General features: G+C 72.2%; 14 protein-coding genes and 1 pseudogene. 6 read left to right on the top strand and 9 right to left on the bottom strand.

The window, feature by feature from the left end; all coding sequences use genetic code 11:
• Nucleotides 1–24: 24 nt before the first annotated feature.
• Complete coding sequence (pta, locus tag AB8Z75_RS21725) at nt 25–2,163, bottom strand: phosphate acetyltransferase (protein ID WP_369204509.1); 2,139 nt, start codon at nt 2,161–2,163, stop codon at nt 25–27.
• Between the two features lie 392 nt (nt 2,164–2,555).
• Here pta and AB8Z75_RS21720 point away from each other — a divergent pair, with 392 nt between their 5' ends.
• The gene (locus tag AB8Z75_RS21720; RefSeq protein ID WP_369204507.1) at nt 2,556–3,581 is read left to right on the top strand and encodes an ATP-dependent 6-phosphofructokinase; all 1,026 of its coding nucleotides are present in this window, start codon (nt 2,556–2,558) and stop codon (nt 3,579–3,581) included.
• Between the two features lie 130 nt (nt 3,582–3,711).
• Here the strand turns inward: AB8Z75_RS21720 and AB8Z75_RS21715 are convergent, their stop codons facing one another.
• The 3 genes from AB8Z75_RS21715 to AB8Z75_RS21705 are packed head-to-tail and all read right to left on the bottom strand — an operon-like array spanning nt 3,712 to nt 4,497.
• Complete coding sequence (locus AB8Z75_RS21715) at nt 3,712–4,020, bottom strand: hypothetical protein (RefSeq protein WP_369204505.1); 309 nt, start codon at nt 4,018–4,020, stop codon at nt 3,712–3,714.
• Entirely contained in the window at nt 3,993–4,283 is a 291-nt protein-coding gene (locus AB8Z75_RS21710; protein ID WP_369204503.1) for a hypothetical protein, read from the bottom strand. Before AB8Z75_RS21710 ends, AB8Z75_RS21715 begins: the two co-directional genes overlap by 28 nt.
• Before the next feature lies 1 nt (nt 4,284).
• Nucleotides 4,285–4,497 (bottom strand): hypothetical protein, encoded by a 213-nt coding sequence (locus AB8Z75_RS21705; protein WP_369204501.1) that lies wholly within the window; start codon nt 4,495–4,497, stop codon nt 4,285–4,287.
• A 148-nt stretch (nt 4,498–4,645) separates the two neighbouring features.
• Between AB8Z75_RS21705 and AB8Z75_RS21700 the strand changes: the two are divergent.
• The 3 genes and pseudogenes from AB8Z75_RS21700 to AB8Z75_RS21690 all read left to right on the top strand — a co-directional run.
• Nucleotides 4,646–5,440, top strand: a pseudogene (locus AB8Z75_RS21700) (helix-turn-helix domain-containing protein); the annotation flags it as partial.
• A gap of 28 nt (nt 5,441–5,468) precedes the next feature.
• Nucleotides 5,469–5,669, top strand: a complete 201-nt coding sequence (locus AB8Z75_RS21695) for a DUF397 domain-containing protein (protein WP_369204499.1) — start codon at nt 5,469–5,471, stop codon at nt 5,667–5,669.
• An 11-nt stretch (nt 5,670–5,680) separates the two neighbouring features.
• Complete coding sequence (locus AB8Z75_RS21690; protein WP_369204497.1) at nt 5,681–5,920, top strand: DUF397 domain-containing protein; 240 nt, start codon at nt 5,681–5,683, stop codon at nt 5,918–5,920.
• Here AB8Z75_RS21690 and AB8Z75_RS21685 read toward each other — a convergent pair.
• Nucleotides 5,906–6,736 (bottom strand): DUF4232 domain-containing protein, encoded by an 831-nt coding sequence (locus AB8Z75_RS21685; RefSeq protein ID WP_369204495.1) that lies wholly within the window; start codon nt 6,734–6,736, stop codon nt 5,906–5,908. The genes AB8Z75_RS21690 and AB8Z75_RS21685 overlap by 15 nt on opposite strands.
• A 309-nt stretch (nt 6,737–7,045) precedes the next feature.
• The gene (locus tag AB8Z75_RS21680; protein WP_369204493.1) at nt 7,046–8,335 is read right to left on the bottom strand and encodes an MFS transporter; all 1,290 of its coding nucleotides are present in this window, start codon (nt 8,333–8,335) and stop codon (nt 7,046–7,048) included.
• A gap of 218 nt (nt 8,336–8,553) precedes the next feature.
• Here AB8Z75_RS21680 and AB8Z75_RS21675 point away from each other — a divergent pair, with 218 nt between their 5' ends.
• Both AB8Z75_RS21675 and AB8Z75_RS21670 read left to right on the top strand, forming a co-directional pair.
• The gene (locus AB8Z75_RS21675; protein WP_369204511.1) at nt 8,554–9,525 is read left to right on the top strand and encodes a LysR family transcriptional regulator; all 972 of its coding nucleotides are present in this window, start codon (nt 8,554–8,556) and stop codon (nt 9,523–9,525) included.
• Nucleotides 9,526–9,818: 293 nt separating this feature from the next.
• On the top strand, nt 9,819–10,448 hold the full coding sequence (locus AB8Z75_RS21670) for an LAETG motif-containing sortase-dependent surface protein (RefSeq protein WP_369204491.1): 630 nt from the start codon (nt 9,819–9,821) through the stop codon (nt 10,446–10,448).
• Nucleotides 10,449–10,690: 242 nt separating this feature from the next.
• Here AB8Z75_RS21670 and AB8Z75_RS21665 read toward each other — a convergent pair whose 3' ends face one another.
• The 3 genes from AB8Z75_RS21665 to AB8Z75_RS21655 form a co-directional block, all read right to left on the bottom strand.
• Nucleotides 10,691–11,728, bottom strand: a complete 1,038-nt coding sequence (locus AB8Z75_RS21665; RefSeq protein WP_369204489.1) for a chitinase — start codon at nt 11,726–11,728, stop codon at nt 10,691–10,693.
• A 175-nt stretch (nt 11,729–11,903) separates the two neighbouring features.
• Nucleotides 11,904–12,617 (bottom strand): response regulator, encoded by a 714-nt coding sequence (locus tag AB8Z75_RS21660; protein ID WP_369204487.1) that lies wholly within the window; start codon nt 12,615–12,617, stop codon nt 11,904–11,906.
• Nucleotides 12,614–12,917, bottom strand: a 304-nt coding sequence (locus AB8Z75_RS21655) for a sensor histidine kinase (RefSeq protein ID WP_369204485.1), incomplete at its 5' end; no start/stop codon positions are given. The genes AB8Z75_RS21655 and AB8Z75_RS21660, both read right to left, overlap by 4 nt.

Below are 12,917 nucleotides of genomic sequence, written 5' to 3'. Positions count from 1 at the left end.
AGGGGCGCGGGGGCGCCGGGCCGGTCAGGCGCCCGGGCCCGGGGAGTCGGCCTGCGCCTGGACGGCCGTGATCGCGACGGTGTTGACGATGTCCTGCACCAGCGCGCCGCGGCTCAGATCGTTGACGGGTTTGCGCAGGCCCTGGAGGACGGGGCCCACGGCGACGGCCCCGGCCGAGCGCTGCACGGCCTTGTAGGTGTTGTTGCCGGTGTTCAGGTCGGGGAAGATCAGCACGGTCGCCCGCCCCGCCACCTTCGAGTCCGGCAGCTTCGTGGCGGCGACCGAGGGGTCCACGGCGGCGTCGTACTGGATGGGGCCCTCCGTCAGCAGGTCGGGGCGGCGCTCGCGGACCAGTTCCGTGGCCCGCCGCACCTTGTCCACGTCGGCGCCGGAGCCCGAGGTGCCCGTCGAGTACGACAGCATCGCGATCCTGGGCTCCACCCCGAACCTGGCCGCCGTGGTGGCCGACTGGATCGCGATGTCCGCGAGCTGCTCGGCGTCCGGGTCGGGTACCACGGCGCAGTCCCCGTAGACCAGCACGCGGTCGGCCAGGCACATGAAGAAGACGGAGGAGACGGTCGAGGCACCCGGCCGGGTGCGGATGATCTCGAAGGCGGGGCGGATCGTCGCCGCCGTGGAGTGCACGGCGCCGGAGACCATGCCGTCGGCCAGCCCTTCCTGGACCATCATCGTGCCGAAGTAGGACACGTCGGCGACCACGTCGTGGGCCAGCTCGTGGGTCACGCCCTTGTGGGCGCGCAGCTTCGCGTACGACTCGGCAAACCGCTCCCGCAGCGGCGAGGTCTGCGGGTCGACGATCCGGGCGGTGGCCGCACCGCCGGTCGCGGGCGCCTCTCCGTCGGCCAACAGGTCGAGGCCGACGCTCAGCTCGGCGGCGCGCTTGCGGACGGTCACCGGGTCGCCGAGCAGCGTCAGGTCGCAGATGTTGCGCCGCAGCAGCACCTCGGCGGCGCGCAGCACCCGCTCCTCCTCGCCCTCGGGCAGCACGATGTGCTGCCGCTTGGCGCCACCGGCCCGTGAGCGCTCCACCAGCTCGTGCTCGAACATCATGGGCGTGACGCGTGCGCTGCGCTCCACGGCCAGCCGCCCGGACAGCTGCGCGGCGTCCACGTGCGTCTCGAACAGGCCCAGTGCGATCTCGGCCTTGCGCGGGGTGGCGGCGGTGAGCTTGCCCTCCAGCGACAGCAGGGCGTCCGCGGTCTCCATGGAGCCTTCGGACACGACGAGTACCGGCGTGCCCGGTGCCAGCCGGGAGGCGAGCGCGAGCGTCTGTTCCCCGGGGTGCTCGTCCAGGGTGAGCAGGACCCCGGCGAGGGCGGGGGAGCCGGCCGAGTGCGCCGCCAGCGAGCCGATGATCAGGTCCGAGCGGTCGCCGGGCGTGATCACCATGCAGCCTTCGGTGAGCGCCGGCAGGAAGGCGGGCAGGTGGGCGCCGCCGAAGACGAGGTGGCGGACGTCGCGGGAGAGGCCCGCGTGGTCTCCGAGCAGCACCCTCGCGCCGGTGGCCTCCTTGACCTGGGTCACCGTGGGCGCGGCCAGCGCGGGCTCCTCCGGCAGCACGTACACCGGCTCGGGCAGCCGCTCGGCCAGGCCCCGCACGGCCTCGGCCGCCGCCGGTTCCGCGACCCGGTTGGCGACCATCGCGATCAGGTCGGCGCCGAGGGAGGCGTAGGCGTGGTGGGCGTTGCGCACCTCGGCGACCACCGCGTCCGGTGTCTGGTCGCGGGCGGCGACGACGGGCAGGACGGCGGCCCCGAACTCGTTGGCGAGCCGCGCGTTGAGGGCCAGCTCCGCGGGCAGTCCGGTGTCGGCGAAGTCGGTGCCCAGCACGAGGACGGCCTCGTAGGAGTCGGCGACCCGGTGGTAGCGCTCCACCAGCCGCGCTATCAGCTCGTCCGTGCCCTGCTCGGCCTGGAGGGTGGCGGCTTCCTCGTAGCTCATGCCGAAGACCGAGGAGGCGGGCTGGGAGAGCCGGTAGCGGCTGCGCAGCAGGTCGTACAGCCGGTCGGGGCCGTCGTGTACCAGGGGCCGGAACACCCCCACGCGGTCCACCTGCCGCGTGAGCAGTTCCATGACGCCCAGCTCGACGACCTGGCGGCCGTCGCTGCGTCCGATGCCGGTCACGTACACGCTGCGCGTCACGCGCTCTCTCCTCCGGGTCGCGGGCGGATGCGTTTCGAGCCGTTTCTTGCGGAAACCACCGGTAAGGGTACGGCTATACCCTTGACAATACCTGCGCTTGTCGCTATATCGCTCGCCAGGCCGGAGCGGGGCGAGAAACCCGGCACAGCGGCCCCGGAAGCGGCGTGAACACGGGGCTCCGGGCGGCCCGCGCCGAGTCCGTCGGCGGCGCGGGCACGGGTCCGCATGCTGGGCGGGGCCCATGCCCGCGCCTTCAAGACGTGAAACAATCGCACCGGCTCACATGGACCAGTGGCACCGGACAGTGAGGTCCGACCGTGCCCCAAGCGGCCCGCCCCCGGGTGGGCGCCCGTTCCCAGGCGGGCATCTACGGAGCAGGAGAAGCGAAACCCATGCGCATCGGAGTCCTCACCGCAGGCGGAGACTGCCCCGGTCTCAACGCCGTGATCCGATCCGTCGTGCACCGTGCCGTGCACGACCGCGGCGACGAGGTCATCGGCTTCGAAGACGGTTTCAAGGGCCTGCTGGAGGGCCGCTACCGCCCGCTCGACATAAACTCCGTCAGCGGCATCCTCGCCCGCGGCGGCACCATCCTCGGCTCGGCCCGGCTGGAGCGCGCCCGGCTCCAGGAGGCGTGCAACGACTCCGAGGAACTGATCGAGCGCCTCGGCCTCGACGCGCTCATCCCCATCGGCGGTGAGGGCACGCTGACCGCGGCCCGGATGCTCGCGGAGATCGGCCTGCCGGTGGTCGGCGTCCCCAAGACCATCGACAACGACATCTCCGCCACCGACCGCACCTTCGGCTTCGACACCGCCGTCACCGTGGCCACCGAGGCCATGGACCGCCTCAAGACCACCGCCGAGTCCCACCAGCGGGTCATGGTCGTGGAGGTCATGGGCCGGCACGCGGGATGGATCGCCCTGGAGGCGGGCATGGCGGGCGGCGCGCACGCCATCTGCGTCCCCGAGCGCAACTTCGAGGTCGACGACCTGGTGAAGATGGTCGAGGAGCGGTTCGCGCGCGACAAGAAGTTCGCCATCATCTGCGTCGCCGAGGGCGCCCACCCGGCCGAGGGTTCCATGCCGTACGAGAAGGGCGTCATCGACCAGTACGGCCACGAGCGCTTCGCCGGCATCGGCAACCGGCTCGCGGTCGAGCTGGAGCACCGCCTCGGCAAGGAGGCCCGCCCCGTCATCCTCGGCCACATCCAGCGCGGCGGCACCCCCACGGCCTACGACCGCGTCCTCGCCACCCGCTTCGGCTGGCACGCCGTCGAGGCCGCCCACCGCGGCGACTTCGGCCAGATGACCGCCCTGCGCGGCACCGAGATCGCCATGGTGCCGCTCGCCGACGCGGTGACCGAACTCAAGCGGGTGCCGCAGAACCGGATGGACGAGACCGAAGCGGTCTTCTGAGCCTTCCGGGCCTTCTGAGCCTTCCGAGCCGGGCCTGATCCGGCTCGGAGTGCGGCGTCGCGGCGGGGCGCACTCGGGGGCGGGGGCGCCCCCCACCGCGCCTGCGCTCCTCCGCGCCTGCGGCGCTGTTTCAACGGGCGGAGTTGACGAGGTTGTTGGCGTCGACCAGGCCGAGCCCCGGGACGGCCTCACGGAGTGCCTTGACGGCACGTACGTGGTGACTGTCCAGGTCGACTCCGGCGTCCTCGACGACCCTGCGGACCCACTCCCGAGTCCGCTCCTCATCGGTCACTTCGGCGTACCGGTCCACGAGGCGCAGGGCTTCCTCGAGCCCTGCGCGGTGCTGCGGATCCGCGGTCCGCAGCGCGGCGGCGATCTCCGTTCTGACGGATTCCACGTCGTGCAGGACCACTATCGGTGAGGCGTTTTTGCGGGCCATGGAGATCCTCTCTCGTTCTCACACTCACGCTTCTCCCCGCCGTTCGGAGGAGAAGCGGTCGCAACGCTACGGCCCAGACCCGGCGCCTCCGTGGCCGCCGCCCCCAACTGGTCGCCGTAGCGGAAGATCATGACAGGCGGCTCGCCCTCGCCGCGCTGCTCCAGCAGCACCCGGTAGATGAACGGCGCGGGCCCGGTCACCTGCACGACGCGGCCCGCCTTGCCGGACTTGGTGTCCCGCACCCGATCGCCCTCCGACCACATGTCAGACGCTCCGCAACGGACGCGTGGCGGTGGGGGGTTCGCTTTGCGGTTCGCCGTGTGTGCGGCGCAGGTGGGCGCCGTAGAGCGCCTCCAGATCGGCCTTCGGCCGGGGGTCGCCGGCCGCCCGGCGGATCATCGTCCGGTACCACGCGCAGTCGGCGCAGTCCGGTTGTGCGCTTTCCTGTTCCTCGGATTCCGGTTCGGCCTGTGTCATGACTACTCCCGCCCGTCTGCTGCGAGTTGGTGACTTTCTGTGGTGAGGACAACACGGAGAGGGCTAACGTGGCTCGGGTTGAACCCATTTGTTCACCGTGGCCACGGCGTGGGCCTTGGGCCCCTGACACCAAAGGACCGGGTCAGACATGGCGAAGAAGCAGCTTCGCGAGGCAAGGTTGAACGTGCCGCAAGGCGGTGCCTTGGGCGAGGATGTACGACGCGTTCGGGAGGCCCGGGGTATCTCGCAGAGTGGGTTGGGCGGCGCGACGGGCTACAGCAAGAGCTACGTCAGCAAGGTCGAATCCGGCTCGGTCTTCCCGTCCGAGCGATTCGTGAAGGGGTGCGACAAGGCGTTCGGCACGGGCGACCTCTTCGCCCGGCAGCATCGCCGCATCAGCGAAGGCGAACACCCCGCCTGGTTCGCGCCGTTCATCGAGACGGAGCGGCTGGCCGACACCATCGAGGACTACTCGACGCTCTTCATCTTCGGATTGCTCCAGACTCCGGCGTACGCACGCGCAGCGCTGGAGGCATCGGCCCCCGGGGCCGACCCCCGGGACATCGAGGCCAAGGTCGCGGGTCGCATACGGCGCCGGGCAATTCTGGAGCGGGAGGACCCGCCTCGCGTATGGGTCGTGCTGCACGAAGCGTGTCTGCGGGCGAACGTCGGGACACCCGCGGTGATGGCGGAGCAACTGCGCAGCCTGCGGGAGGCGGTACGGCGCTTTCCGACGCTGACGCTCCAGGTGCTGCCGTTCGCGGCCTCGGCCGCCGCGAGGGCAACACCCTTCACCCTGCTGAGCTTCGAGGATCGGCGGCCCTCGGTGCATGTGGAGGGACCGATGGGAGGTCGGCCGTACGACGACAGGGGGGCGGTCACCGTGTCACGCGGCGTCTACGATCACTTGCGAGCATGCTCCCTCGGTGCGCATGCTTCATTAGACCTCATCGACACTGTTAGGGGAGCGCATGAACGACAGGCCCGTTTGGATCAAGTCCAGCCACAGCGATGGGGGCGGCGGCAATTGCGTCGAGTGGGCCCCGGGGCTCGTGTGCGGCGGCGGCCGGGTGCCGGTGCGGGACAGCAAGGACACTGCTCGCGGGGCGCTGTCGTTCTCACCTTCGGCGTGGTCGGCATTCGTTGAAAGTGCGAAGCGCAGCCGCGCCTGATAGGAGGTCGCATGGACGGCAGGTCCGTTTGGATCAGGTCCAGCTACAGCGACGGTACCGGCGGCAATTGCGTCGAGTGGGCGCCGGGGCTCGTGTGCGGTACCGGCGTCGTCCCCGTGCGGGACAGCAAGGACGTCCGCAGGACACCGCTGTCGTTCTCGTCCGCCGCCTGGGCCGCCTTCCTCGGAGACGTGAAGCGCTCTGCGGACTCGGGAGCGCGGCGGTCATCGGCCGTGCTACGTGCCGGCTGACGCCACAGAGGTGACCGCTTCCGCCACGCTGCTCCGGTAGAGGCCCATCGTGGGGTTGAGGACCCGCGCGCCGTTGCCGAGCGGGAAGTTCTGGGTGGCCGCGAGCGGCATGTTCGTGCCCTCCCGGTCGGCCAGCACGTTGAGTTCGTTGACGCCGGAAGCAGCGCCGCTGGTGCCACCGCCCGGGTTGAGGTCGATCACCGTGTAGGCGCTCTGACCCGCCGGGACCGAGAATCGCGCGGTGCCGCTGGCGAGGGACGGCTTGATGTTCTTGCTCTGGTCTGGGGAGTCGGAGTTGCCCAGGTCGACCCCGGGGGAGGAGCTCAGGCTGCACGCGTCCGCGCCGGTGTTGCGCGCCTCGATGACGCGCTGGCTGGGCGCACCGGCGCGTGCCGTCACGTTGATCGTGAGGTTCTGGCTGTCGCACGGGCGGGCTGCCGAGCCGTCGTCCGACGATCCGGAGCCGGGCTTTCCGTCCGAGGTCCCACTGGCGCCGCGCTCGCTCGAGCCGGACGTGCTCCGGCCGTCCGCGTTGTCTCCGCCGCCCTTCCCGTCCCGCGACGACGCGGACGAGGCGCCCCCCTTCTTCGAGGCGCTGGGAGAGGGATCGCCCGGCGCGGGCGCCGCTTTGCCTGCCACCTTCTTGGGGGAGTCGGCGTTGTCGTCCTGCGGACCGCACCCGGTCAGCAGGGCCGCCGCAAGCCCCGCACCGACGGCCGTCGCGAAGCACACCCGCGTGGTGAGCCGTCGCCGGGCGGCCCCGGCCTGTTCCGACCGTCCGCCCGTACGCGCCGCCCCAGGCTGCTGTTCTCCCACTACCGTCACTCCCTGGTCGCCCTTCGGCGCGCATAGGCCCCGTGGGGTCACTTACGCCCTACGAGACCGGCTACGGCTCCGGCTTCCCTGCTCCTGCTTACTCCGATGACCGGTACGGCGAAAAGGTTCACGAAAGGACCCTTGTTCTTCGAGTCTTCGGCCGGCTCCGCCGGTCGCCCCGCGCCGTCCCGCCCCCGGGGCGACCGATGGGACGGAAGGTGGTCCGCATCGGCTACCCGGGCCTCAGCGCGCGAGTGCCTCGTGCGGGAAGGACGAGGTGATGACGCGGGCAAGAGCCGCCACGCAGCGCTACACCACGTCGTCACCGTGTCCGGGCGACCCCGCAGATCCGCTGCGGTCTGCACAACGGGTTCCGGAGCCGGAATCGGGGCCGGAACCGGAGGCGGAACGGACGGTGGGGCGAAGTGCCAGCACTGCGACGGCCGTTGCCGCCAGCGCCGCACCCACCCAGAGGACGGCGGGCAGGGCGGCCGTGTCCGCGACACGGCCGCCCGCCAGGGCGCCGAGGGCGATCGAGGCGTTGAAGACGGCGGCGAACAGCGCGCCCGCCGCCTCCCGGGTCTTCGAGGCCGCCGCCAGCACGTATGCCTGGCTGCTGACCGAGACCCCGCCGTAGAACACGCCCCACAGCAGTAGGACGACGATCGCGGCGGGAGCGTGCCCGCCCAGCAGGGCCAGCGAGGCCATCGTCGCGGCCATGCCGGTGCCGAGTACCAGCAGGACGCGGCGCGGGGTGCGTGAGGCCGCCGTTCCGGCCGCGAAGTTGCCGGCGATGCCCGCCGCGCCGTAGCCCAGGAGCAGGACGCCGATCAGGCCGGGGGCGACACCGGAGACCTGTTCCAGAAAGGGGCGGACGTAGGTGTAGGCGGCGAAGTGGCCGACCACCAGCAGGGCCAGGAACAGCATGCCGGTGCGCAGCGGCACGTTCCGCCGGAGCCCGGCGAGTTCGCGCGGGCGGACGGCGCGTTCGGCCGGCAGCGGAGGCAGCGCCAGCGCCAGGGCCAGGGCGACGAGCGCGGTGGCGACGGCCGCGCCGAAGAACGCGGCCCGCCAGTCCAGCGCCTGCCCGAGCATGGTGCCGGCCGGGACGGCGAGCACCGAGGCGGTACCGATCCCGGCGAACACGGCGGACAGCGCCCGGCCGACCCGTGCGGCGGGCACGAGGCGTACCGCGAGGCTCGCCGCCAGTGCCCACACGCCGCCGTGCGCCACCCCCGCCGCGACGCGGGCGAGCAGCAGCACGGGGAGCGAGGGGGCCAGCGCGGAGAGCAGGTTGGCGGCTGCCATCACGGCCATCAGTGCCGCCAGCAGGAGGCGCCGGTCCAGGCGGCCCGCGAGCAGCGGCAGGGTGGGTGCCGCGACGGCCGCCGTCAGGCCCATGAGGGTGACGGTGAGGCCCGCCGAGCCCTCGGAGACGCCCAGTGCGCCGCCCATCGGGGTGAGCAGGCCTACCGGCAGCATCTCGGTCGCGGTGATGGTGAACGTGGCGCCGGTGAGGGAGAGGACGGCGAGCCAGGCACGGAGCGGGGCCCTGTCGGCGGCCCGGCCGGTCGTGGACGCGGCGGTGGTTTCGGTCATGAACCCAGCCAACGACGCGTGACCTGCGGGAACAACGGCGGACTTCTCATCCTTCCATGAGCGGGACTCATCGATGGACGAGGGGAGCGGGGACGGTGCCACGAGAGGAGCCACGAGAGGACGGGACGCGGACGCGCGGAACCGGGACGCGGAGGCGGGAGGACGGGACGCGGACGCGCGAGAACGGGACGCGGACGCGGGACGAGGGGCCGGGGTCGCTGGAGGCGCGGGAGCTGGAGTGCTTCCTGGTGCTCGCCGAGGAGCTGCACTTCGGCCGGGCGGGGGAGCGGCTGTACGTGTCGCAGAGCAGGGTGAGCCAACTGCTGCGCGCGCTGGAGGGCCGGATCGGGGCGCGCCTGGTGGAGCGCACCAGCAGGCGGGTGGCGCTGACGCCGCTGGGGGAGCGGTTCCGTGCCGAACTGGAGCCGGCTTACGGGCGGCTGGCCGCCGTGGTCGAGGAGGCGCGCTCCGCGGCCCGCTGCGTGCGGGGGAGCCTCCGACTGGGCTTCCTGGGCAGTGCCCACCATCGGATGACGGCGGCGCTCGGCCTCTTCCACGCGCGGCACCCGGGTGTGACGGCCGGCGTCGTGGAGGTCACCATGGCGGACCCGTTCGGGCCCGTGCGGCGGGGCGAGGTAGACGCGGCGGTGGTTCTGCTGCCCGTCGACGAACCCGACCTGGTGACAGGGCCGCACTTCGAACAGCAGCCGTGGCGGCTGGCGGTGAGCATCCGGCACCCGTTCGCCGCGCGTACCGGGATCGACGCGGAGGAGTTGGTGGGGACCCCGCTGATCCACGCCGCGCCGCCCGCGCCCGCCTACTGGCGGGACCATCAGGCCCCGCCGCGTACCCCTGGCGGCCTCGCGGTGCCGCGCGGGCCCGCCGTGATCACGCTCCAGGAAGGGCTGGCGACCGCCGCGGCGGGCGGCGGTGCCATGCTGCTGTGCCGGCCGACGGCCGAGACGCACGTCCGCTCGGACCTGGCCTTCGTACCGGTTGCCGGGCTCGGCTCCTCCGAACTGACCCTGGTACGCGCCCGGCACGGTGAGACCGCCGTGGTCCGCGCCTTCGTACAAGCCGTCACGGAAACCGCCTCGAACACCGCCTCGGAGACCGACTCCAACACCGGCTCGGAGAACGTTTCGAACACCGCCTCGGCCCCGCTGACCCGCACGGCGGTCAACGCTTGACCGCGCGCCGCTGTGCGCCAACCCGCTGTGCGCGCACCCGCCGTGAGCCCACACGCCGCGCGGGCGGCGGCAGCCGCAGACCGTCATCGAACCGCAACGTTGCCGGGCACGGCGCGCGGCCACGGCTGCGACCTGGGCTCCTGCGGCCGTGCAGGAACGGTGCGGAACTTCTCGCTCCAGAGGAAGAGTTGAATATTCCGGGGCGGGTGTGTCACGGGTTGTGGAGGCGAGTACCGTGCTGTCACCCGCCGTGTGGGTTCTGTGCGCGGCGTGGTCCTACCGGAAGGAAGACGATGACAGCACTGCGCCTCAGATGGCAGCGGTCGATCGCCATCGCGGCGACCGGTGCCGCGGCGTTCGTCGGCACCGCCATAGCGGCCGTCCCCGCCCAGGCACACACCCCCCAGTGGTCGGTCACCTGTGACTCGGTCTCCATCGACCTGAAGGCCTACGCCGAGAGCGGCAACAAGGTCACGGTCAAGGCCGGTGACAAGGTCCTGATCAGCGAGAACTTCGGGGCGTCCTTCAACAAGAAGGTCGACCTGCCCGAGCACAGCAAGCCGCTGACGGTGACGGCCCAGGTCGTCGCCTCGGACAGCGACCAGTACAACTGGGGCCCGGAGACGAAGACGTCGCCGGTGTGCGACACCCCCGCGCCGTCCCCGACCCCCAGCGAGTCGGAGTCCACCGAGCCCTCGCCCAGCGCCAGCCCGTCGCAGAGCGCGAGTGAGAAGCCGGAGCCGAGCGCGCCCGAGAGCAGCTCCAGCGCCCCGGCGGCCAAGCCGCAGAGCGGCGGCGAGGACCTGGCGGAGACCGGTTCCTCCAGCAACACCCCGATGATCGCCGGGATCGCAGCCGCCGTGGTCGTGGCCGGTGGCGGTCTCGTGTTCTTCGCGCGCAAGCGCCGTTCGTCCCACAGCTGAGGCCGAACCCCGTAGCACCGCCCGGCGGCCCGTCCCCCTCGGGCCGCCGGGCACCTTTTCGGCCGCACCGCCGCCGTACTCGGCGAAGGCCCGGCACGCGAGGGCCTCGCCGCGCGAAGCCCCGGCACGCGAAGGCCTGGCACGCGAAGGCCCCGTCACGGTGTCGCACCGTGACGGGGCCCTCGCCGTGCGGCGCTCGTCCGACCTCGTGCCGCTGCCGCCGGATCAGGCGTCGGCGTGGGTCAACCGCCGTACCCGGCGAGGATCTTGGAGAACTCCCACTCCTGCTGGTCGACGCCGCTGCACGAGTCGCCGGGGCTGCCGCCGCCCGCGCACGAACGGTCGCGGTTGACGGCCCAGAAGCTCACCCGCGACAGACCCTTGTCCTTCGCGTAGTCGACGATCTGCTGGAAGTCGCCGGGGGAGACCTGCTCACCCTGCACGTCGGTGGTGCCGTTCATCGAGGAGAGCCCCGACTTGCGGTACGCCTCCGCGTCGGACAGCCCGTAGGCGGCCTTGACCTCGTTCTTGAGGCCGTCGACGGCGGACTTGGTGGCGGCGACCATGTCCGTGGTGCCGTCGCCGAAGTCGAACGGCATCACCGTCCAGGCGTCCACGTCCAGCCCGGCCGCGGCGCCCTTGGCGATGAGGTCCTTGCCGTCGGCGGTCGGCCCCTGCGGGGTGGTGCCGAAGGTGACGTAGACCTTGATGCCGGAGTTCTTCTCCTTGACGATCTTGAGGGCGTCGACGACGCGCTGGCGGACCTCGGCGTTCTCCACCTCGCTCGCCTCGATGTCGATGTCGATCGACTTCAGGCCGTAGGCGTCGATGACCTTCTGGTACGCCGCCGCCAGGTCCTCGGCGGTGGAGCAGGCCTCGCCCAGCTTGTTGCCGCTCCAGCCGCCGACGGACGGGGTGACGTCGCCGCCCGCCTGCTGGATGGCCTCGATGGCCTGCTCGTCCTGGCCGCCGCTCAGCGGGCGTTGGCCGTCCCAGGCGGGCGAGCAGCCGCCGTCGGAGAGGATGAACGCCATGGTGAGCTGCTTCGTGCCGGTCGCCTCCATGAAGGAGACGGGGTCGGGCGGGTTTCCCCAGCCCAGGTAGAGGTAGGGGCCGTTCGTGCCGCTGGGCGCTGCTGTGCTGTCGGTGTGGTGCCCGGTCGTCGCCTGCGCGGTGACGGACGGCAGACAGACGGCCAGGAGTGCGGCCGTCGCACCGAGACCGGCCGCGAGTCTGCGGTGGGCCCTGCGGCGGTGGCGGCGTGAGAGGTGGGGGGACACGCAACTCTCCCTTCGGGGGAACCGGTTGCTGATGCCGTGCTCGTGCCGCCGCACGCTAGCCCCGCGGCATTGGTATAGACAATAGGGCGGTAGGAATCGACGCGGAACGCCGACGTGGAACGAGGACGCGGAACGCCGGCGCTGAACGAGGACGCGGAACGCCGACGTGGAAGGCTCAGCTCCCGCTCGTCGCGCCGGGCCTGGGCCCGCGCCACACGTAGTGGTGCTCGGGGCGCCCCACCTGCCCGTACCGCTGCCGCCTGTCCGCGTCGCCGGTGCTGACCAGGTGTTCCAGGTAGCGGCGGGCCGTGATCCGGTTGACGCCCAGCGCCGTCGCCGTCTCGCTCGCGGTCAGCCCCCGGGACGCGGCCTCACGCAGGTGCGCGGTGACGCTGGCGAGGGTCGGTGCGCTCAGCCCCTTGGGCAGCGCGGACGACGCCGGGGCCGCCCGCAGGACGGACAGCGCGCGGTCCACCTCGTCCTGGTTGACCGCCTCCCCGTGCTCCTCGGCGGCCGTACGGAAGTCCCGGTACCGCAGCAACCGGTCGCTGAGGGTACGGAACGTGAACGGTTTCAGCACGTGCTGAACGACGCCGAGGGACACGCCCTCCCTGATCACGGCGAGGTCCCGCGCCGAGGTCACAGCGAACACGTCCTGAGTGTGACCGGCGGCGCGCAGCGAGCGCAGGAGGTCGAGACCGTTGCCGTCGGGCAGGTAGAGGTCGAGCAGGATCAGGTCGACGGGCGCCTCCTCCTCCAGGGCGCGGACCGCCTCGGCGCGCGAGTGGACGGTCGCCGCCACGGTGAAGCCCGGGACGCGGCCGACGTAGAGGGCGTGGGCGCCCGCCGCCACGGGATCGTCCTCGACGACGAGGACGCGGAGTGTCATGAGCGTGCTTCTCCCTCCGTGCAGGGCAGCCGCACGGTGAACTCCGCACCGGTGGGCCGCAGGTCCCGCGCGTGGACCTCGCCTCCGTGGCGGCGGGCCGTCTGCCGCACGAGCGCCAGACCGATGCCGCCGCCACCGCTCTTGGTGCTCCAGCCCCGCTCGAACAGGGCTTCCCCGGCGGCGCTCGGCAGGCCAGGACCGTTGTCCGCGACGCGGATCAGCAGCCGGCGCGCGGGGGCCTCTTCGACGGCGATGGTCACGGTGACGCGGGGGGACCCCCCTCCGGCCTCCCCCTTCCCG

This window comes from Streptomyces sp. PU-14G, from assembly GCF_041028275.1.
In the GTDB taxonomy this organism is placed as follows: Bacteria; Actinomycetota; Actinomycetes; order Streptomycetales; family Streptomycetaceae; genus Streptomyces.
Note: the sequence above shows the minus strand (reverse complement) of the source record. Positions and strands in the feature narration are given on the sequence as shown.